This window comes from Methylobacterium sp. WL1, assembly GCF_008000895.1.
Taxonomy (GTDB): Bacteria; Pseudomonadota; Alphaproteobacteria; order Rhizobiales; family Beijerinckiaceae; genus Methylobacterium.
Map to the genome: position 1 here is coordinate 3,625,354 of NZ_CP042823.1, position 19,452 is coordinate 3,644,805.

20 protein-coding genes are annotated in these 19,452 nt (G+C 69.9%); 10 read left to right on the forward strand and 10 right to left on the reverse strand.

The window, feature by feature from the left end:
• Positions 1–15 precede the first annotated feature (15 nt).
• Positions 16–186, reverse strand: coding sequence for an AraC family transcriptional regulator (locus FVA80_RS17575; RefSeq protein ID WP_246691999.1), 171 nt, complete (start codon positions 184–186; stop codon positions 16–18).
• Between the two features lie 6 nt (positions 187–192).
• Between FVA80_RS17575 and FVA80_RS17580 the strand changes: the two genes are divergently transcribed.
• A complete protein-coding gene (locus FVA80_RS17580) occupies positions 193–387 on the forward strand; it encodes an alpha-isopropylmalate synthase regulatory domain-containing protein (RefSeq protein ID WP_246692000.1) in 195 nt (64 codons plus the stop codon).
• Between the two features lie 370 nt (positions 388–757).
• Positions 758–2,737, forward strand: coding sequence for a malonate decarboxylase subunit alpha (locus tag FVA80_RS17585; protein WP_147906215.1), 1,980 nt, complete (start codon positions 758–760; stop codon positions 2,735–2,737).
• 5 nt (positions 2,738–2,742) lie between these two features.
• Here the strand turns inward: FVA80_RS17585 and FVA80_RS17590 are convergent, their stop codons facing one another.
• On the reverse strand, positions 2,743–3,684 hold the full coding sequence (locus tag FVA80_RS17590; protein WP_147906216.1) for a glyoxylate/hydroxypyruvate reductase A: 942 nt from the start codon (positions 3,682–3,684) through the stop codon (positions 2,743–2,745).
• Between the two features lie 99 nt (positions 3,685–3,783).
• A complete protein-coding gene (locus FVA80_RS17595; protein ID WP_246692001.1) occupies positions 3,784–4,044 on the reverse strand; it encodes a hypothetical protein in 261 nt (86 codons plus the stop codon).
• 189 nt (positions 4,045–4,233) lie between these two features.
• Between FVA80_RS17595 and FVA80_RS17600 the strand changes: the two genes are divergently transcribed.
• Positions 4,234–5,706, forward strand: coding sequence for an MFS transporter (locus FVA80_RS17600; RefSeq protein WP_147906217.1), 1,473 nt, complete (start codon positions 4,234–4,236; stop codon positions 5,704–5,706).
• Between the two features lie 48 nt (positions 5,707–5,754).
• Here the strand turns inward: FVA80_RS17600 and FVA80_RS17605 are convergent, their stop codons facing one another.
• Together FVA80_RS17605 and otsB are read right to left on the reverse strand one after the other, a co-directional pair.
• Entirely contained in the window at positions 5,755–6,762 is a 1,008-nt protein-coding gene (locus tag FVA80_RS17605) for a glucokinase (protein ID WP_147906218.1), read from the reverse strand.
• Positions 6,763–6,843: 81 nt separating this feature from the next.
• Entirely contained in the window at positions 6,844–7,587 is a 744-nt protein-coding gene (gene otsB, locus FVA80_RS17610; RefSeq protein ID WP_147906219.1) for a trehalose-phosphatase, read from the reverse strand.
• A gap of 118 nt (positions 7,588–7,705) precedes the next feature.
• Here otsB and FVA80_RS17615 point away from each other — a divergent pair, with 118 nt between their 5' ends.
• On the forward strand, positions 7,706–8,215 hold the full coding sequence (locus tag FVA80_RS17615) for a DUF427 domain-containing protein (RefSeq protein WP_147906220.1): 510 nt from the start codon (positions 7,706–7,708) through the stop codon (positions 8,213–8,215).
• Between the two features lie 58 nt (positions 8,216–8,273).
• Positions 8,274–9,497, forward strand: coding sequence for a serine hydrolase domain-containing protein (locus FVA80_RS17620; protein WP_147906221.1), 1,224 nt, complete (start codon positions 8,274–8,276; stop codon positions 9,495–9,497).
• Between the two features lie 67 nt (positions 9,498–9,564).
• Here FVA80_RS17620 and FVA80_RS17625 read toward each other — a convergent pair whose 3' ends face one another.
• The 5 genes from FVA80_RS17625 to FVA80_RS17645 form a co-directional block, all read right to left on the reverse strand.
• A complete protein-coding gene (locus FVA80_RS17625) occupies positions 9,565–10,179 on the reverse strand; it encodes a DUF2147 domain-containing protein (RefSeq protein ID WP_147906222.1) in 615 nt (204 codons plus the stop codon).
• Between the two features lie 212 nt (positions 10,180–10,391).
• Positions 10,392–10,949: a GNAT family N-acetyltransferase gene (locus tag FVA80_RS17630; RefSeq protein ID WP_147906223.1), complete on the reverse strand. Its 558-nt coding sequence runs from the start codon at positions 10,947–10,949 to the stop codon at positions 10,392–10,394.
• A gap of 127 nt (positions 10,950–11,076) precedes the next feature.
• Positions 11,077–11,286: a hypothetical protein gene (locus tag FVA80_RS17635; protein WP_147906224.1), complete on the reverse strand. Its 210-nt coding sequence runs from the start codon at positions 11,284–11,286 to the stop codon at positions 11,077–11,079.
• A gap of 272 nt (positions 11,287–11,558) precedes the next feature.
• Positions 11,559–11,759 (reverse strand): hypothetical protein, encoded by a 201-nt coding sequence (locus tag FVA80_RS17640; RefSeq protein ID WP_147855580.1) that lies wholly within the window; start codon positions 11,757–11,759, stop codon positions 11,559–11,561.
• A 73-nt stretch (positions 11,760–11,832) separates the two neighbouring features.
• A complete protein-coding gene (locus tag FVA80_RS17645; protein WP_246692002.1) occupies positions 11,833–12,969 on the reverse strand; it encodes a helix-turn-helix transcriptional regulator in 1,137 nt (378 codons plus the stop codon).
• A 685-nt stretch (positions 12,970–13,654) separates the two neighbouring features.
• Here FVA80_RS17645 and FVA80_RS17650 point away from each other — a divergent pair.
• Genes FVA80_RS17650 through FVA80_RS17670 form a run of 5 tightly spaced genes read left to right on the forward strand, consistent with a single transcriptional unit; the run spans position 13,655 to position 19,440 of the window.
• Positions 13,655–14,695: a polysaccharide biosynthesis/export family protein gene (locus FVA80_RS17650; protein WP_246692003.1), complete on the forward strand. Its 1,041-nt coding sequence runs from the start codon at positions 13,655–13,657 to the stop codon at positions 14,693–14,695.
• A complete protein-coding gene (locus FVA80_RS17655; protein ID WP_246692004.1) occupies positions 14,692–16,266 on the forward strand; it encodes a Wzz/FepE/Etk N-terminal domain-containing protein in 1,575 nt (524 codons plus the stop codon). Before FVA80_RS17650 ends, FVA80_RS17655 begins: the two co-directional genes overlap by 4 nt.
• A complete protein-coding gene (locus tag FVA80_RS17660) occupies positions 16,263–16,901 on the forward strand; it encodes a CpsD/CapB family tyrosine-protein kinase (protein WP_147906227.1) in 639 nt (212 codons plus the stop codon). Before FVA80_RS17655 ends, FVA80_RS17660 begins: the two co-directional genes overlap by 4 nt.
• Positions 16,898–18,511, forward strand: coding sequence for an O-antigen ligase family protein (locus FVA80_RS17665; protein WP_246692005.1), 1,614 nt, complete (start codon positions 16,898–16,900; stop codon positions 18,509–18,511). The genes FVA80_RS17660 and FVA80_RS17665 overlap by 4 nt, the downstream gene beginning before the upstream one ends.
• Positions 18,508–19,440 (forward strand): glycosyltransferase family 2 protein, encoded by a 933-nt coding sequence (locus FVA80_RS17670; RefSeq protein WP_147906228.1) that lies wholly within the window; start codon positions 18,508–18,510, stop codon positions 19,438–19,440. The genes FVA80_RS17665 and FVA80_RS17670 overlap by 4 nt, the downstream gene beginning before the upstream one ends.
• Positions 19,441–19,452: the final 12 nt, after the last annotated feature.

Here is a 19,452-nt window from a genome sequence, read left to right on the forward strand (position 1 = left end):
TCCGCGACGTCGCGATCAACCCCGGTCGACGCTCTCCACAGGCGGCGGCCGGAAGTACGCGCCCGGCGGACGCCCGAAGGAGCGTCGGAATACGGCCGCGAAGGCGCTCGGACTGTCGTAGCCGCAATCCAGCGCGACCGAGAGGATGGCCCGGCCCTCCGCCAGCAGCGGCAGGGCGTGGAGCATCCGGGCTTGCTGGCACCAGTGGTGGATTATTCGGAGCATGCGCTCCGGCGTGGTTTGGATGCGCAGGCGGCGGCCTATCTCGAATGCACCCTCGCGGACGGCAGCCCGGTGTTCGGCGTGGCGATCGACAGCGACGTGGCGACCGCGACCGTGAAAGCCGTGTTGAGTGCGGCGAGTGCGGCCGCATCGCCCGGCCGATAAGGCTGCGCCGTCGCGGCGCGCATCTCAAGCCGGGTTCGAGGCGGGACATACCAGTCCGACCGACTCGCCAGGAGCCCAAAAGCATCACCCCATCAGGGTGGGCAATGCGGTCACACAATTTTTCTGACCCTACGCCAAAGACTTTTTCAGCAGCACGTCCGGGTCATTATGCGTTAGCATGACGTCACGGGCTTGTTTTTACTGCAATGCCGCAAATCTTTGATGCGGCGCAACAGTGCTGACGGTCAGAAATTTGGTCGACAATGCGCTGAACCCTGCGGGCTCTGCGTCGCCGGCCGCTAACAGACTCGGAGACGGACGGCGCACACGCCGTCCGGACATCCGGGCCGGAGGGAGGATCGTGGGCTTCATGAAGAAGAACAAGGTCATCACGGCGGACGAGGCGATCGCGCTGATCCGCGTGAACGACGTCGTGACCACCACGGGCTTCGTCCAGAGCTGCATCCCGGAGGCGCTGCACGCGGCGCTGGAGAAGCGCTTCGTCGAGACCGGCTCGCCGCGCGGCCTGACCCTGATCATGACCGCCGGAGCGGGCGACAGCAAAGGCCTCGGCACCGGACGCCTGCATCATGACGGCTTGCTCGCGCGGGTCATCGCCGCCAATTTCGGCCGGATGCCGAAGGTCGCGCAGGCTGCGCAGAACAACCTGATCCGCGGCTACAACCTGCCCCAGGGGGTGATCTCGCAGCTCTACCGGGCCTGCGCCGCGGGCCAGCCCGGCCTGTTCTCGAAGGTCGGCCTGCAGACCTACGTCGATCCGCGCCACGGCGGCGCGAAGGTCAACACGCTGACCACGGAGGACATCGTCAAGCTGGTCGAGGTCGATGGCGAGGAGTGGCTGTTCTACACCGCCACCAAGATCGACGTGGCCTTCATCCGCGCCACCTCGGCCGATCCGTCGGGCAACCTCTCCTACGAGAAGGAGGCGCTGACGCTGGATTGCCTGGCCCAGGCCATGGCGGCGCGCAACAACGGCGGCATCGTCATCGCCCAGGTCGAGCGGATCGTCGAGGACGGCTACCTGCTGCCCAAGGACGTGCGCGTGCCCGGCATCCTGGTCGACTGCGTCGTGGTGGCCGAGCCCGAGATGCACCGCATGAACTACGGCGTCATGCACGACGCCGCGCTCGCCGGCGAGATCCGCGTGCCCGTCACCGGCATCAAGCGGATGCCGCTCAACGAGCGCAAGATCATCGCCCGCCGGGCCGCCTTCGAGCTGCCGCCGAACGGCGTGGTCAATCTCGGGGTCGGCGCGCCGGAGGGCATCTCGTCGGTGGCCAACGAGGAGAAGATCACCCCCTACATCACCCTCACCACCGAGGCCGGGGCGGTCGGCGGCGTGCTGGCCTCAGGCTCCAGCTTCGGGGCTGCCACCAACGCCGACTGCATCATCGACCAGAACCAGATGTTCGACTTCTACGACGGCGGCGGCCTCGACATGACCTGCCTGGGCATGGCCGAGTGCGACGAGGCCGGCAACGTCAACACGTCGAAGTTCGGCGGCAAGCTCAACGGCTGCGGCGGCTTCATCAACATCTCGCAGAACGCCCGCACCGTGGTGTTCGCCGGCACCTTCACGGCGGGCGGGCTGGAGATCACCGTGGACGACGGCGTGGTCCGGATCGTCAGCGAGGGCCGGGCCCGCAAGTTCGTCACCCGGGTCCAGCAGAACACCTTCTCGGGGCCCTACGCGGTGGAACGCTCGCAGCCGGTCCTCTACGTCACCGAGCGCTGCGTGTTCCAGCTGACCGCCGACGGCCTGGAGCTGATCGAGGTCGCGCCCGGCATCGACATCGAGCGCGACATCCTCGCCCACATGGATTTCAAGCCGGTGGTGCGCAATCCTGTGCTCATGGACCCGCGCATCTTCCGCGACGAACCGATGGAACTGCTCTCCGATCTGCTCAACCTCGATCTGTCCTCGCGCATCAGCTACGACGGCGAGCGCAACATCCTCTTCATCAACCTGGAAGGCTGGTACTGCCGGGTGAAGAGCGACATGGACGAGTTGCGCATGAGCATTGTCGGGGCCTGCCGCAAGGCCGGCCAGCGGGTCAACGCCGTGATCAACCACGACGGTTTCCGGCTCAACGAGAACCTGATCGACGACTATGCCGGGATGATCCAGTATCTCCAGGCGAACTACTACGCGACCACGACGCGCTACGTCACCAGCGCGTTCTTGCGCCTGAAAATGGAGGAGGCGCTGACCCGACGCGGCGTCGCCCCCCACGTGTTCGAGCGCAAGGAAGAGGCCCAGGCCTTCCTGGGCACCACCGACTCGAAGGCGCGCAAGCGAATCTCACCGGCGGTCGCCTCGGCCGCGTAGACGGATTAGTACCCTCGCCCCGCATCGACGCCCTGCGGCGGATGACCGGTGCTGCGGTATTCCCGCAGGTTGGCTGCCACCGTGGTGGCCGCCGAGTCCATGTCGGTGGGGCCGGAGATGTGCGGCAGCACGGTCACGCCCGGATGGGTCCAGAGCGGGGATCCGGCCGGCAGAGGCTCGGTGTCGAACACGTCGAGCACCGCGTGCGACAGGTGACCGGAATCGAGGGCGGCGATCAGGTCCTCGGTCACCACGATCGGGCCACGGGCGAAGTTGATCAGCGCCGCCCCGGGCTTGAGCGCCGCGAGCCTCGCATCGTTCACCAGGCCGCGCGTCTCCGGCGTCAGCGGCACCAGGCAGACGAGGATGTCGCAGCCGCCGAGCATCGTCCCGAGGCCGTCCCCACCGTGGAATGTGGCGATGCCCGGGACGGTCTTCGGCGTCCGGCTCCAACCGGTGACGGGGAACCCCGCGCCGGTGAGCCGCCCGGCCGCCGCGGTGCCGAGCGCCCCGAGGCCGAGAAGGCCGACCACCGTGTCGGCGGGCTTGCGGTAGGGGTGCGGCCGCCAGACCCGCTCGCGCTGCTGGCGCGCGTAGGTGGGCATGTCGCGCTGGAGATAGTGAGTCCAGGCCAGCACCGCCTCCGCCATGGCCCGGGCCATCTCGCGATCCACCAGCCGGACGATCGGGAGCGGCCGGTCGAAGGCGCCGACGAGCTTCTCCACGCCGGCCCACAGGCTCTGCACCCAGACCAGGCTCGGCAGGGCGGCGACCTCCGCGGGATCGGGGTTGGCCACGATGGCGACCCGCGCGGCCGCACGCTCGGCCTCCGCCATCAGCCGGAACGGAACCAGCCGCTCACCCGGCATCGCGGCCGACAGGATCTGCAGGTACTCCGCCTCCTGGTCGGGCCCCTTGCAGCCGACCAGCGCGACAACCTCCGCCATCCCAGACCTCCGTCGACATTTCGGCTCATGCCCGATCCGGGCGATGCAGCCGCTGTGCCTGCCCGGAGCGCGATCGCCAAGCTCGGCGGCACCCCGCCGTCAGCGGGCCTCGATCAGCGCCGGGTAGACCAAGCGGACGCTGCGGCGGTCCTCGGTGATCGCGGTCGCGATGCGCTTGCGCAGGCTGCCGGTGGTGATCGGCACTGCAACCTCGGTGGGCCGCAACCGCCACCGCTCGGCCGCCGCCATCTCGATCCGCGGTTTCGGCCTGTCGAGATGGCGGTCGGCGCCCTCCGTGGGCACGGTGGCGAGCCCGGCCACCGTCACGGCGGCAAGCAGGCCGTAACGGGACCGGCGCAAGGGCCCGGAACGAGGTGACGGAGCGAACATGACAGGGAACCCGCGTGGACACGTCACCTGTGCCCATCACGCGTGAAGACGGGATCGAACCGAATCGATTCCCAACCTGTTCCCAACACCTGCGTCGAGTCGCGGTAAACACCCGGTCTTGAGGCACGGTAAACGAACCCGTCGGGAGGATGCGCGAGCATGGCGAGCAAGGTTGAGGGGGGTGCCGGGACACCCGAGCGCGCGGAGATCGGACGCGTCATCGACACCGATATCTCCGCGCGCCTGGACCGGCTGCCGTGGGGTCGCTTCCACGTGCTCGTCATCGTGGCGCTCGGCATCACCTGGGTCCTGGACGGGCTTGAGGTGACGCTGGCCGGATCCCTGGTGGGCGCCCTGCGCCAGCCGCCGATGTCGTTCTCGGAGTTCGACGTCGGCCTGGCAGCCTCCTGCTACCTCGTCGGCGCCGTGACCGGTGCGCTCGGCTTCGGCTGGCTGACCGACCGGATCGGCCGCAAGAAGCTGTTCTTCATCACCCTGGCCCTCTACCTGGTCGCCACCGCGGCCACGGGCCTGTCCTGGAACGTCGCCAGCTTCTGCGTCTTCCGCTTCTTCACCGGTGCGGGCATCGGCGGCGAGTACACGGCGATCAATTCGACCATCCAGGAGCTGGTCCCGGCCCGGGTCCGCGGCTGGACCAACCTGGTCATCAACGGCTCGTTCTGGATCGGCGCCGCGCTCGGCTCGTTCATGTCGATCGTGCTGCTGCGGCCCGAGGTGATCGATCCGGCCTGGGGCTGGCGCGTGGCGTTCTTCACCGGCGGCGCCATCGGCCTCGTGATCCTGCTGCTGCGCACCTGGATCCCCGAAAGCCCGCGCTGGCTCGCCACCCACGGCTACGCCGCAGAGGCCGACCGGGTCGTCACCGGTATCGAGAAGCGCTTCACCGACGAGGGCGTCACCCTGCCGCCGGTGGACGAGAGCAAGCGCATGAAGGTCCGGACCCGGGACCACACCCCCCTGTCGGAGGTGTTCCGGGCCCTGTTCGTGACGAACCGGCTGGCCACGATGGTCGGCCTCGCCCTGATGGTCGCGCAGGCGTTCTTCTACAACGCGCTGTTCTTCACCTACGCACTGGTGCTGGAGCGGTTCTACGATGTGCCGGGCAACAGCGTCGGCTGGTACCTGCTGCCGTTCGCGCTCGGCTCGTTCCTCGGCCCGCTGCTCCTCGGGCGGCTGTTCGACACGATCGGCCGGCGCCAGATGATCGCGTTCACCTACGGCATCTCGGCGGTGCTGCTCGTGGCCGTTGGCCTGCTGTTCCGGCTCGATGTGGTCGGTCCGGTGGGGCAGACCGCGGCCTGGATGGTCGTGTTCTTCTTCGCCTCGGCGGCGGCGAGCTCGGCCTACCTGACCGTCTCCGAGACCTTCCCGCTGGAGATCCGGGCACTGGCCATCGCGGCCTTCTACGCGGTCGGCACCGGCATCGGCGGCGTCTCAGGCCCGCTCCTGTTCGGCAGCCTGGTCGAGACCGGCTCCCGCGACTGGGTGCTGTTCGGCTACGGGCTCGGCGCCGCGCTCATGCTGATCGCCGCGATCGTCGGCGGCGTCTGGGGAACGGCTGCGGAGGGCAAGTCCCTGGAGGACGTCTCGAAGCCGCTCGCGGCGGCTTGAGCATCGAAGACCGTCAGGTGGCCTGGGGGGCTGCCTGACGGGGCTTGATCAACCCTCCTTCCGCCACACCTGCCCGTGGTAGACGAAACGCCTTCCCTCATTGGCGAGGGCCGCCAGGCCCCGGAAGGCGGGATCCTGGACCGTGATGACGCTGGTCGGGATCTGGCGCATCATCGCGGCAAAGGGCGCCTTGCGCTCGAACGCGTCGCGAAACCCGCTCTCCTCCAGAACCTTGACGATGCGGGGGGCGATGCCGCCGCCGATATAGACGCCGCTGGTGGCCAGGAAGGTCAGGGCGAGGTCGCCGCAGACGCGGCCGAGCAGACGGCCGAACAGCTCCAGCGCCTCGGCGGCGTGCGGGTCCGACGCGTTCAGCCCGGCGTCGGTCACCGCCGCCGGATCGATCTTGTCGTGCGGCCGGCCGGTGCGGACATGCGCCACCGCCGCGTGCAGCCGCGCCAAGCCCGGGCCCGACAGCACCGCCTCGACGGTCACGCGTCCCTCGACGCGCTCCAACGCGTGCCAGACCTTCTCCTCGAACTCGTCCGCCGGGCCGATATCGGTATGCCCGGCCTCGGTGGAGACGATCGCCAGATGAGCGGCGTAGGGCACCAGGGCCGCCGCCCCGAAGCCGGTGCCGGGTCCGAGCACGACGCGGGCGCCGCCCGGCACGGCCGGACAGGGCCCGACCGGCGTGAGATCGTGCGGCTCGATATCGGCCGCGCCGGCCGCGACCGGCACGTAATCGTTCACCACCACCGCCGAGGAGAGCCCGAAATCCTTCGCGATGCGCTCGCCGCCGATCCGCCAGTGCGCGTTGGTGAGCTGCGGCTCCGGCCCGTCGACCCGTCCGCCCATCGCCAAGATGGTCGAGCGCGGGGGCGGCAGAGCGTCGCCGCTCTTGGCCAGCGCCGCCTTGATGGCGTGGGACGGATCGGGATGCTCGGCGGTGGCTTCGTGGGAGAGGAGCTGGGGCGCGGCACCCTTCTCGGCGATCAGGCCGAAACGGGCGTTGGTGCCCCCGATGTCACCGATGAGAACCGGGAATTCGAACATCGACGCGTAGCCTTTTCCTGGGCGGGCTCACCGCGAGGCAGACAGCGTGCCTGCCGCCGCGCCGCGAATGATAGGGCGGGTTCAGGCCGGCGGCAGGGCCTCGGGATCGATGCGGCCGCCCGCGGCCCAGTCCCGCAGCAGGGCGCGGACGGCGGCCGGGTCGGGCAGGCGCCGGGTGGCCACGGTGTCGCCGTCGCCGACCCGGACCGCGATGCCGCCATCCGCGTTCACGGACGCGAAGGCGATCTCGTCGGTCCGGTCGTCGCCGAAGAACACCGGGCGGCGACCCGCGTAGGGGGATCGCTCCATGAAGGCGCGGATCGCATGGGCCTTGGTGGCGTGGGCCGGCACGATCTCGCCCACCGCCTTGCCGAGCTGGAGCCGGTAGGCGCCCCCGAGCGACGCGGCCGCGTCCTTGACCAGCGCCTCGGCCCGGCCGGCATCGTCCGCGCTCGCCAGCCGCCAATGCACCGCCACCGAGGCGCCCTTGTCCTCGATCAGGACGTCGGCGAGCGCCTGGCTCTCCGCACGAAGGCGCTCGACCTGACGGCGCAGCTCCGGATGGTCCTCCGCCTGCCCCCCCGACAACGCTCCGCCTACCCGATGCTCGACGCCGTGAAGCCCGGCAGCATCAAGGTGCGAGGGTGCCAGGAAGCCGTCGATCACCGAGACCGGCCGGCCGGTGACGATCGCGAGCGCCCCGCCGAGCCGGTCGCGCAGCCGCTCCAGGGCCTCGACCAGTCCGGGCTCGACCTGCACCGCGTCCGGCCGCGGGGCGATCTCCGCGAGGGTGCCGTCGAAGTCGAGGAAGAGAGCGATGTCCATCGCGGTCGGTCCCGGGCCGTGAATGTCGGCCCCGGGCTAGCACGAGGCGGCTGTTCGCGGAACGGTGAGAAGCTTCAACCTAGCGTTCAATGTGGATACGATATACGCCAGGGGCGTCATGGCACGCCCGCTCGCACGCCCCGTTCCCGATCCGATCCAGCCCGGCCAGCAGAGCGTCTGGGATTACCCGCGGCCGCCCCGGCTGGAGCGCGTGACGGAGACGCTCCGGGTGGTGCTCGGCGGGATGGAGATCGCGCAGACGGACGCCGGCTACCGGGTGCTGGAGACGTCCCATCCTCCAACCTACTACCTGCCGCCCGGCGACGTGCTGGCCGGCGCTCTTTCGGGGCCGCGCCGCGGCGGCATCTGCGAGTGGAAGGGCCAAGCCGTGCTGTTCGACGTGCATGGCGGCGACCGTCTCGCGCCCAGCGCCGCGTGGTCCTACCCCGATCCGACGGCGGGTTTCGACGCGATCGCCGGCTACGTCGCGTTCTACGCCTTGCCGATGGATGCCTGCTTCGTCGGCGCTGCTCGGGTCACGCCGCAGCCCGGAACCTTCTACGGCGGCTGGATCACCCCCGGCATCGTCGGCCCGTTCAAGGGCGGCCCGGGCACGATGGGCTGGTGATCTCGCTGGAGCCGCGCTTTATCCTCCTGGTCGAGCCGCACCGGCCCGAGGAGACGACATGAGCGCGCTGACCGAGATCGACCCGAAGGGCGCAGGGCTCAGCCCGGTGGGGCTCGCCCGAATCGCGCCGTGGATGGACCGGCTCGTGGCGGAGGGTCGGCTCGCCGGCCTGTCGGTCACCGTGGCACGGCGGGGCCGCATCGCCTTCGCCCGCGCCTGCGGACAAGCCGACCTCGCCCGCGGAACGCCGTTCACCCTCGATACGGTGACGCGGATCTACTCGATGACCAAGCCGCTCACCTCGGTGGCGGTGATGCAGCTCTACGAGCAGGGCCTGTTCCAGCTCGACGATCCGGTCGCCCGGGTGCTGCCGGACTTCGCCGAGATGCGCGTGGCCGTGGGCGGCAACCGGGCGAAGCTGGAGACCGAGCCGGCGCGTCGTCCGATCACCGTGCGCGATCTCCTCACCCACACGGCGGGCCTGACCTACGGCTTCATGGAGGCGACCCTCGTCGACGCGCAGTATCGTGAGCACGGGGTCGATTTCCTGGCGCCGGAAGGCAGCCTCGCCGACATGACCGCCCGGGTCGCCCGGATGCCGCTGCTCGCCCAGCCGGGCAGCGCCTGGAACTACAGCGTCGCCACCGATGTGCTCGGCCAGTACGTCGCCGCCCTCACCGGCCGACCGTTCGCGGACTATCTGCGCGATGAGGTGATCCGCCCGCTCGGCATGGTCGACACGGATTTCCACGTCCGGCCCGAACTGATGCCGCGCTTCTGCGCGACCTACGCGTATGACCGCGCGCGCCAACTCAGGCTGTTCGACGATTCCGTGGAGACCAGCTTCGCGAGAGTCCCGGCCATCGCGTCCGGCGGCGGCGGACTCGTCTCGACCGCATCGGACTATCAGCGCTTCTGCCGCATGATCCTCAACCGGGGCACCCTCGACGGGAACCGCCTGCTCGGCCGGAAGAGCGTCGCGCTGATGCTTGCGAACCATCTCACGGGGGATCTGGCAGCCATGGGCACGCCGCGCTTCGCCGAGACCTCCTACTCGGGGATCGGGTTCGGCCTGGGCTTCTCCGTGATGCTCGACCCGGCCCGGGCCCAGATCCTCGGCACGCCCGGCGAGGTCGCCTGGGGCGGCCTGGCCTCGACGGCCTTCTGGATCGACCCGGCCGAGGAACTCTCGGTCGTGCTCATGACGCAGCTCGTGCCGTCCTCGGCACTGCCGATCCGGCGGGAGCTGCGGGTCCTGACCTACGCGGCGCTCGACGATTGAGCGCCGCCGGAGCATCGTGCCGTCGGACGGTCGCCCGTCTCTGAACCGCGACGATGCTCCTCCTCGCTCATTGCGGAGCCGGAGCGTCGGCCGCGGCGGGCTTGGCCGACGGCTTAGCGCCTGTCTTGGCGGCGGGCCGGGGCGAGGTCGTGGCGAATTCCGGGTCGCTGCGCGGGCCGTTCGGCGTGTTGGTCGCGCCGGCGAGCTGGCCGGGCAGAAGGTCGACGACCTTGTTCCAGGTCTGCGACTTGCACAGGAAGGCGATCAGGCAGCCCCGAACCGTCAACTCGTTCGGCGCGTCGGTCCAGATGGTGACGTCGTAGGACTTGCCGTCCTCGGAATTGTAGATCTTGCCCTCGTAATGGGCGTCGGCGTTCGGCTTCAGGCCCAGGATCAGCTGGTGGCCGAGCGAGGGGCGCGCCTGCTTCTTCGGATCCGGGTTCTTGAAGTCGATCCGGGGCTCGCCCTTGTCGTTGAGCGGGACCTTCAGCCAGACCACGTAACCGCACAGCCGGTCGTTGGCGGTGCCGCACTTTTCGAGGCGGACGCGGGCGCGGCCATCCTCGGTGATGTAGGTGCCGCTGGGGTCAGCCGGTGTCGCGGCATGCGCGGGCGACCCGAGCGCGGCGAGCGCCAGGGCCGCGAGCGGCGCAACCCGCCGACCGATCGAAGACATCATCATACCCGAACTCCCCTGCCTCGCGCGCCCCGAAGGAACAAGACCACCCACTTTGCGGACGGCCTCCGCGCTCGCGTCATCGCGCTCTCGCCGGGCCGAGCACCGGGCGGCTTGCGCGTCCTGCCCGCCGTCTCTCGCGCGAAGTTGTCCGCATCATGACGGTGCAGTCTTGGGCTGAGCCGCGATGACCAGTCTTCATGCCGATAGCCCGCCGGTCAGGTGCGGGTCGGCGGGGCGCTCCGGCCGGATCCGAGCGGTCGCTGCATCAAGGTCACGTCGAGCCAGCGATCGTGCTTGTAGCCCACGCCCGCGAGGGTGCCGACCGCCGTGAAACCGAAGGCGGCGTGGAGCGCCACGGAGGCGGGAGAGTCGCTCTCGGCGATGACCGCGACCATCGTCCGGCCGCCGATCCGTTCGGCTTCGAAGATCAATGCGCCGAGCAAGGCGCGTCCGACGCCGGTACCCCGGGCGGAGCGAGCGACGTAGATCGAATCCTCGAGGGTCGAACGATAGGCCGCGCGCTGGTGATAGGGACCGGCATAGGCGAAGCCGGAGACCGCACCGCCGCTGATAGCCACGAGGTAGGGGAACCCGCCGTCGTTCAGGACGGCGAAACGGCGCCCCATTTCCACGGCATCCGGCGGCTCCAGCTCGAAGCTCGCCGTGCCGGTCCGGACGGCATCGCCGTAGATGGCCGCAATCGCCGGGATGTCGGCCTGGGTCGCGGGCGGATCGCGTGGCTCATGGCCCGACCATACGGCTGCCGGAGCCAGAACGGCAATGCGCGACCACCCCGTGGGGCCGGGTGATCGCGCGGGTCGTCACGGGTGGATCGCGGTGCAGGACGGCGCGGGGATGGACGCCCAGCCGGCCCCGCGATCGCGGGGCCGCGCGCTCCGATTACTCGGCGGCGGACATCTCGGCGGTGAAGTGGCCGCACCAATCCTTGGAGGCCACCACCGGCCACAGGCCCTTGGACTGGGGAGCCGGCTGGCTGACCGGCGGATTGAAGCGGCAGAGGCCCTCGTCGCCCTGAGCCTTGGCGCCGTTGAGCTTGTGGTCGTCGAAGAAGCGGCAGCTCTCGCAAGCGGCGTTCGCGGTACCGGTCATCGTCTCTCTCCGTCGTCGCAATGTCTTGCGGCAGGGACCGGTAGCTGGCCACCCGCCTACAGTTCTTAATTAGAACAACTCCAAACAATGGTCAAGGGTTCTCCATCGTCGAGTGGCGCCGCGGATCGGGCGCCGGGCCGTCAGGCCCAACCCTGGCATCCGAAACGCGTGAAGCCGGATCCCCGGTTGGGGATCCGGCTTCACAGGCCGCGCCGCATGGTGCAGGTCACCGCCGCCCCCATCGCGGGGCGGCGGTGTTCGCAGGGATGCGATCAGCCCTGCTTGTCCTTCTTGTTGGCCCGGTGGTGACCGATCGCGCAGCCGGCGGCGGCGCCCATCTTGCCGTGTCCGGCCATATGGCCCGCGACACCGCCGACCACCGCCCCCTTGAGACACCCCTTCGCCTCGGCGGGGGCGCCGATCACGAGAGCTCCGATCGTCAGCGCGGAGGCCAGTGCGATCCGATACGTCATGATGTTGTCTCCTGTCGTGTTGGTTGAAACGGCCTCGCGAGGCGACCCGTTCCGCAACCCGTCAGACGGCGAACTACCGCGCCAAGCCCATCACGAGCCGGAGCAGGTCCGATTGCCGGGTCACGCCGGTCTTGGCGAAGATCGCCTTCAGCTGCGAGCGCGCGGTGGCGGCGGTGATCGCGAAGCGGCTCGCCGCCTCCGCCAGGGGAATCCCATCGGACAAGGCTTGAGCGAGGCGCGCCTCCGCGGGGGTCAACCGGTAGGCGGATTGAAGAACGAAGGCGGCGGGCGCCGTCATGGTCCCGGGAATGCTGGCCATCAGCAGCGTGCTCCCGCCCGCGAACAGGCCGCGGCTCGGACCGACCAGCGGGACCACGTGGAGCACGATCGGCGAAGCGTCCCGGCGGGACACCACGATCGCGGAGATCGGCGCCCGCCCGGACGGCCGCGACAGCGCCTCCAACTGGCGTGCCGCCTCACCTTCCTCGACGGCCAGGCGCCCACCTGCGAGCCTCAGGTCGCGGCCGAGGAGTGCCCCGAACGCCGTGTTCCAGTGCACGGCCCGCCCCTCGGAATCGAGGATCATGGCCGCTCGCTCGATGATGTCGAAGGCCTGCGTCAGGCCGGCCAAACGCGCCTTCTCGACCATCGCGGTGAGGAGGCCCGCGCGCCGGAGCAGCGGCGACAGGGTAGCCAGGCGCGCCTGCTCGTGCGGCTCGTACAGGCCCTGCGCCACCGTCCGCTGCAGGGCCAAACACCAGAGCCGGCCCTTCACCTCGAAGCCGATCCCGGCGAACCAGCGCAGCCCGCTGGAGGCCAGCAGATCCTGATAGAACGGCAGCCGCTGGATCTCTTCGGGGGTGGTGAAGTCCTGATCGACCGCGATGCCGCGGGCGCGGATCATCGGCATGCCGCGGAAGCGGTGATCCTCCCGATGCCAGCCCTCCTCGAAGTAGCGCTTCGAGGATTCGGCGAGCGAGGCCGTGGTGAGCGCATCCAGGGCCGTCCGGTCGGTGCGCAGGAGCAGCGCGCCCTCGCTCCCGGACGCCAGCGACACGCGCTCGATCAGATCGGGCCAGCGCGCCGGATCGACCACCGCCTCCTCCAGGTCCTCCTGAAAGGACGCCTCGAGGTCGTCGCTGAGGCGTGCGAACAGCGCGGGGTTCAGGCCGGGCATGGCGCTCGACTCCGGGCCGGTGAATGCCGGCATTCAGGACCGCGCCGCCCCAGCCTCGTCTTAATATCCAAGGCGATTCGATCAAGTTATTGTTAACCGATCGCTCAAGCTTGGGCAAGAGACTTAGGAGATACACTTTTCGATCGAACCTTTAGATCGATCGACAGTCATCGCGCCGACTGCGTTCGGATCGGACACCGCATCTGATTGGATCCGGCTCAGCGCGCCGTCACCGCATGCCTAAGACGGACCGTTGCACGATCCCGGGCGGCAAGGATCCTGAAATCCGAGCGTGACCGTTCCTTAAGATCCATCTGCAAGCAGGGTCGTTCCGTTGGCCGGCACCGCCACCACGCAAGCGCCGCCTTCGACGAGCCGATGCGTCCGGCGCGCAGCTGTCGCGGCCTGTCCGCATGCGCGGGCTCCGCAGTTTGCCACAGGCCGGCTTTCACAACTTCTGATAGAGTTGAGCGGGGCGAGCTTCAAGCCTCGTTAACCAAACCCGTCGATTGTATCGCTTGCGCGGTTCGATCACGAGTTGTCATCGGACGGGCGCAGTCGAGCATGGTGCGGCTGAAGGTCGATGGCGTTTTCCCTGTCTGCGTTCCTCGGCGCGGCGACCCGGCGCGCCCCCCGGGCATCCCGCGTCGCGGATCATCCACGATGCCGCGCCGCCGCGCTGGCGGTGCTCGCTTGCGCACCGCTGTTGAGCGGTTGCATGTCCTCCGGCAAACCCCGCTCGGCAGGGCGGTCCGGCCCGGACGTGACCCAGACCGGCTCGATCGCCGATGCCGTGCCGCCCTCTGTCGTCGCCGCCGCCGAGGAGGAGGTCGGGCGCACCATGCGCCTGGGTCTCGCCAATTACCGGTTGAACGTCGGCGACAACCTCGAAGTCTCGTTCCTGATCGACTCCAGCGTGGTCCAGCCGACCTACCGGCTCAACCCGAGCGACGAGTTCGACGTCGATTTCCGTACCCACCCGGAATACAACCGTACGGTGATCGTCCGACCGGATGGCCGGATCTCGTTGCCGGGCAAGAACGGCATCAAGGTCGCCGGTCTGTCGCCCGAGTCCGCCGCCACGCTGATCAAGAGCACCTACGACGACGTACTGATCGACCCGGTCGTCACGATCATGCTGCGCAAATTCAGAACCGTGACCGATGATTTCCGCGATCTCACCCAGCGGGCCGATATGGGCCGCGTGAAGGTCCTGGCGATCGAGCCCGACGGCAAGATCAACCTGCCGATGGTCCCGCCGGTCCAGGCCGCCGGCCGGACCGTGGCCGAGGTCGCCAGCAACCTCACCGCCGCCTACCACCGCCAGCTCGCCACGGTGAGCACGAGCGTGCGGCTGGCGAGCCTGGTGCCGGCCAACACGATGGTGTTCGGCGAGGTCCGGGCCCCCGGGCCGGTCACCCTGCAGGGTGCCCGCACGCTGGCGCAGGTGCTCGGCTCGGCCGGCGGCATCCTGCCGACCGCCGCGGGCGATGCCGTCCGCATCATCCGGTTCGATGGCGGGGCCGCGGGCAGCGTCCGCATCGTCGACATCGGCGAGCCGGGGCTGGCCGACTCGATCATCGTGCCCCCGAACGCCACGGTCTACGTGCCGCCCTCGCTGCTGGCGAAGACCGCCCGCGCCGTCGACCTCGTGGTCCGCCAGATCCTGCTCTTCAACGGCACCGGCTTCGGCGTGAACTACATCACCGGCCCGTCCGCCAACACCTCCACCAGCGCCACCGTGAGGTCCGGGACGTGACGAAGTCCGACATGTCCCGGCCCGACCGGGCCGCCCCCGAGGACGTCGAAGGCCCCGCCTTCGACCTCCGCGACGCCCTGGCGGCCCTGTTCCGGCACATCCGGCCGGCCCTCCTGATCCTGGCCGCCGCGATCCTGGGGGCCGGCATCTACCTGCTGCTGACGCCCGCCGAGTACACCGCCGACGCCAAGCTGATCATCCGCCTCGGCCGCGAGAAGGCGGCCGCCCCGGTCCAGGGCGGCGCCAACCAGAACTACATGTTCTCCGAGCGTGCGCAGAACGTGAACAACGAGGTCGAGATCCTGCGGGACCCGAGCATCGTGCGCGACGAGTTCGCGGCGCTGAAGGCGATCACCCCGACGGGCGACCTCGGCCCGCCCCCCGCGGACTGGATGGATTGGCTGGTCTACCAGGGCCGGGTCGCCATGCGCGGCGCCAAGGCGGTCAAGACCTGGGTCGTGGACACGGCCCGCGTCCCGTTCGAGGCGCTGGGCCTGCTGCGCCACCTTAGTCCCGACGAGAAACTCTACGAGGCCTATCTCGCCTCCTTCAAGGTCGTGTTCGTCAAGGAAACGGACGTGATCCTGACCGGCTTCACCTGGACGGACCCGAACTTCGCCGCCCAGGCGCTGAACCGGCTGCTCGATGCCTATAAGCGGCGCCACGTCGAGGTCTACGCCGACGAGACGCCGGCCACGTTCTACCAGGGCAAACTGGAGCAGGCGCGCGCCGACCTCGCCGCCATCGACGCGCAGCTGGCGACCTCCCTGAAGGGCAACAACACCGCCAGCTTCGAGATCGAGCAGCAGAACGACCTCGGCACGCTCTCCGACCTCGCCCGGCAGAAGTCGGCCGCCCAGATCGAGCGCGAAGGCGTCGAGTCCCGGCTCAAGCGCACCCGCGAGACCGGCCCCGACCGCTGGCAGCCGACGCCGCCCGACGCCGACCCGACGGTGGCGGCCTTCGACACGCGCTGGGCCGATCTCAGGACCAAGCGGGCGGAGATCGCCGTCCGGTTCAGGCCAACCGCACCCGAATTCATCAGCCTCGACCGGGACCTCATTGCCCTGACGCGGCAGAAGTACCAGGCGCTGATCGCCGCCGACACGGCGCGGCTCGCGGTGCTCGCGGAGAAGATCCAGACCATCACGGGGATCGAAGCGAGCCGCCGCAAAGCCGCCATCGGCCAGAGCGACGCGGCTCTGGCCTACGGCCGGCTCGCGCAGCAGAAGTCCCTGCTCAGCGACGAGATCACCGACACCCAGAAGCGGATCGACGCGCTGCGCACGGGCACCGGGCTCGACGCGCAATCCGTGACCTCCTCCGCGTTGGTGGCGCGTGCCGTGCCGCCGCGGCTGCCCTCCGGCCCGAACCGGCCGCTGATCCTCGGCCTCGCGGCCGGGCTCGGGCTGCTCGCCGCCCTGGCCTACGTCGCGCTGGCGGAGATCCTCGCCCAGACCTACCGCAGCGCCGCCGAGGTCGCCCGCTCCCTGCGCGTGCCTGTCCTTGCCGCAGTCCCGCTGCGCTCCGGCGCCGAGCGGCGGCCGCGCTTCGGTGGAGCCGCCGCATGATCGCCGCCTACGCCCCGATGATCGACCCCGCCGTGCTCGAGCCGGCCCTGGTCCAGCTCAGCCGTTACGAGACCCGGCTGCGACGGGTCGGGATCACCGCGGTCCAACCCGGCGAGGGGGTGAGCACGCTCGCGCGCGAACTCGCCGGCGCCTATGCCCGCCGCGGCCGCACCGCCGCATTGATCGAGACCAACTGGTCCCGGCCGTCCCTGGCCGCGGCTTACGGGCTCGAGGGCCGGCCAGGCTTCGCCGATATCGTCGCCGGGGACGTGGCGCCGAGCCTCGGGGTCCACCCGGTCGCCGACGGCCTGAGCGTCGTGCCGGCCGGCAGCGCCGGGGCGATCCGGAAGGCGACCCTTGACGACGGCCGCGTCGAGGACTTCCTGGCACTGGTCGACGACCGCTTCGACCTTGCCATCCTGGATTGCGAACCGATCACCGAGATCGGCGACGCGGCGGCGCTCTCGCCCTTCGTGGATGGGTTCGTCGTGGTGATCGGCGCCGAGCGGACGCGCCGGGCCGTGGCCCAGCGGGCGCTTGCCGACCTCAAGGCCGCGGGCGGCGCACCGCTCGGCATCGTCCTCAACGGGACCCGGCGGCCGATCCCGAAATGGCTGTACCGGTGGCTCGGATGAGCGGCGCCCCGGTTCGCGCACTCCGCGCACTGCCGGTGGCCGGCCTCGGCCTCGCGGCGGCGGCCGGTGCCGTGGCGCTGAGCGCTGCACCGCTGAAGTTCGCCGTGGTCGGGTTGGCCGCGGCCTTCGGCGGGGTCGGCGCCCTGATCGCCGGGCAGCGCTACCGCCTGACGCCCCTGCTGCTGGTCGCCCTCGCGGTCGGGCTGACCGTGAAGCTGGATGTCAGCTTCTTCCAGCATTTCGAAGCCGTCGGCCAATACCTGCCGAGCATCGGCGGCGGTGCCGGACTGACCGTGAGCGTGGCGCTCCTGGTGGCGCTGACGCTGATCCTCTCGAAGGTCACAGGCATCGGAGAGCGGGTCTCGGGGCTGCGCCTCGACCGGCCGCTCGTGCTCACGCAGCTCGCCTTCCTGACCGCCGGCCTGCTCTCGCTGGCCAACGCCACCGACACCGCCTACCTGTGGTTCGATGCGTGGCGGTTCCTCGGACTGCTCCTCGTCTCGGTGGCCGTCTCGAACCTGTCCGGCGCCGATATCCGCACCCTCGCGCTGGCGATCTGCGCGTTGTGCCTGGTGCAGACTGCGGTGGCGGGGCTGCAATACGTCTCCGGGTCCGAACTCGGCCTTTCCGTGCTCGGCGAGGAGCAGATCGTCGAGGAGAACATCAACTTCTCCGCGCAGCGCCGCGCCGGCGGTCTGAAGGTCCACCCGAATATTCTTGGGTACTATTACGAGTTCGTTTGGCCGCTGGCACTGGCGCTAGCCCTCTCTCGGGGCCCGAAACTCCTGCGCCTCGTCGGCGCCGCCGGGGCCGGTTCGGCCGTCGTCGGCGTGGTGCTGACCCTGTCGCGCGCCTCCTGGCTGACCTATCCGCTCTCGGCGACCCTGGTGATCCTGCTGGTCTACCGGGACCGGCTGTTCACCCGGGCGAGCCTGATCGTGTTCGCCCTTCTGGTCGTCGCGGCCGGGATCGGGGCGATCTATGCCGGGCCGCTGGTCTGGGAACGCCTGACCGCGGATGACGGCGGCTCCGCGGCGCAACGTGGACCGCTCAACGCGGCCGCCCTGGCGCTGTTCGCGCAATTCCCGATCTTCGGCGTCGGGCTGAACAATTTCGGCAACCAGTTCGCGGTGCTCGATCAGACCGGCCTGTCCCGCCTCGCCGGCCTGTTCGACCGCTCGAACCACGTCGTGCACAACCTGCACATCCTGATCCTCACCGAGGTCGGGATCGTCGGCTACACCGCCTTCGCGCTGGTCTTTTCGGTCGGGATTTTCCGCGGGTTCCGGGCGGCGTGGCGCGCACCGGTGGGCGATCCGCTGGCGGCCATCGCGGCCGCCTGCGCGGTCGGCCTCATCGCCCACCTGCTGCACGGGCTCGTCGACCCGGGCTTCCGCCTGAACCTCGGCATCGCCGAACTGCTCTACACCGGCCTCGGGCTGATCGCGGGCGTGCGGGCGGCGCAGCGCCGTGCCGCTGCGGAGATCGGCAGCGCGACGCGCTCCCTCTCGGCGCAGGAGCAAGGAGCCGCGACCGCGTTGGGTATCCGTCCGAGACCGTCCGCTGCCCATAACCGCCCAGCCGTCAGAGCGCGGAGAGATCGACAATGAGCGGCATCGGCCTCAGCGTCCTGATCGTCACCTACAACACTGGCGCCGACATCGAGACCTGCCTGCGCCTGCTGGCGGCCAGCCGGATCGACCGATCCTACGAGGTGATCGTCGTCGACAACGCCTCGTCGGACGGGACGCCGGAGCGGATCGCCGGTACCTTCCCGTGGGTACGGCTCATCGCAGAGCGGACCAATCACGGCTTCGCTGGGGGAAATGCCGTCGCGCTGGCTGCGGCGCGGGGCGACACGATCCTGCTTCTGAACCCCGACGCGTTCCTGCGCGACCCGGAGGCGCTGGCCGGAACGCTTACCCATCTCGACGCGCACCCCGATGTCGGCGCAGTCGGTCCGCGCCTGATCTTCCCGGACGGCCGCCATCAGGTCGGCGATGCCGGCTACGAGCCGCGCCCGCTCTCGACCCTGGTCCATGCCGCCGGTCTGTCCGGGCGCTTCGGCCTGCGCGGCCTCTACCTCGCGAGCCGGCAGGCCCGGGGGCGCGAGGCCCTGGACGTGGACTGGGTCTGCGGCGCGTTCATCCTGATGCGTCGGAAGGCGATCGAGGCGATCGGTGGCCTGGAAAGCGCGCTGTTCCTCTACGGCGAGGACGTCGATTGGGGCTGCCGCCTGCGCGATGCCGGCTGGCGGGTCGCCTACCTGCCGGGGATCGCGGTCGTCCACCTCCAAGGCGGCTCGGCCGGCACGCGCTCGGCCCGCTGGCTCGACGGTCTGGCGGGGATCTACCGCCTGCGCAACGCCGGCCGGCTCCTGTCCTCTCCGGCCTTCTTCGTAGCCCCGCTGCGCCTCGGCTTCACGCTGCGGGCGCTGGCCTACGGCCTCGCCGGCCGCCTGAAACGGCAGCCGGAACTCGCCCGCAAGGCCGAGGACATGCGCAGGTTTTCCAACCACCTGCGCAGTCTTCGAATTTGATCCCGTCAAATG

Excerpts from the sequence above, each read along its gene's own strand:
- FVA80_RS17650 (WP_246692003.1), top strand. The coding sequence starts at position 13,655 with ATGTCCTCCGGCAAACCCCGCTCGGCAGGGCGGTCCGGCCCGGACGTG.
- FVA80_RS17625 (WP_147906222.1), bottom strand. The coding sequence starts at position 10,179 with ATGATGATGTCTTCGATCGGTCGGCGGGTTGCGCCGCTCGCGGCCCTG.
- otsB (WP_147906219.1), bottom strand. The coding sequence starts at position 7,587 with ATGGACATCGCTCTCTTCCTCGACTTCGACGGCACCCTCGCGGAGATC.
- FVA80_RS17645 (WP_246692002.1), bottom strand. The coding sequence starts at position 12,969 with ATGCCGGCATTCACCGGCCCGGAGTCGAGCGCCATGCCCGGCCTGAAC.
- FVA80_RS17605 (WP_147906218.1), bottom strand. The coding sequence starts at position 6,762 with ATGTTCGAATTCCCGGTTCTCATCGGTGACATCGGGGGCACCAACGCC.
- FVA80_RS17600 (WP_147906217.1), top strand. The coding sequence starts at position 4,234 with ATGGCGAGCAAGGTTGAGGGGGGTGCCGGGACACCCGAGCGCGCGGAG.
- FVA80_RS17590 (WP_147906216.1), bottom strand. The coding sequence starts at position 3,684 with ATGGCGGAGGTTGTCGCGCTGGTCGGCTGCAAGGGGCCCGACCAGGAG.
- FVA80_RS17615 (WP_147906220.1), top strand. The coding sequence starts at position 7,706 with ATGGCACGCCCGCTCGCACGCCCCGTTCCCGATCCGATCCAGCCCGGC.
- FVA80_RS17665 (WP_246692005.1), top strand. The coding sequence starts at position 16,898 with ATGAGCGGCGCCCCGGTTCGCGCACTCCGCGCACTGCCGGTGGCCGGC.
- FVA80_RS17585 (WP_147906215.1), top strand. The coding sequence starts at position 758 with ATGAAGAAGAACAAGGTCATCACGGCGGACGAGGCGATCGCGCTGATC.
- FVA80_RS17670 (WP_147906228.1), top strand. The coding sequence starts at position 18,508 with ATGAGCGGCATCGGCCTCAGCGTCCTGATCGTCACCTACAACACTGGC.
- FVA80_RS17635 (WP_147906224.1), bottom strand. The coding sequence starts at position 11,286 with ATGACCGGTACCGCGAACGCCGCTTGCGAGAGCTGCCGCTTCTTCGAC.
- FVA80_RS17640 (WP_147855580.1), bottom strand. The coding sequence starts at position 11,759 with ATGACGTATCGGATCGCACTGGCCTCCGCGCTGACGATCGGAGCTCTC.
- FVA80_RS17660 (WP_147906227.1), top strand. The coding sequence starts at position 16,263 with ATGATCGCCGCCTACGCCCCGATGATCGACCCCGCCGTGCTCGAGCCG.
- FVA80_RS17575 (WP_246691999.1), bottom strand. The coding sequence starts at position 186 with ATGCTCCACGCCCTGCCGCTGCTGGCGGAGGGCCGGGCCATCCTCTCG.
- FVA80_RS17620 (WP_147906221.1), top strand. The coding sequence starts at position 8,274 with ATGAGCGCGCTGACCGAGATCGACCCGAAGGGCGCAGGGCTCAGCCCG.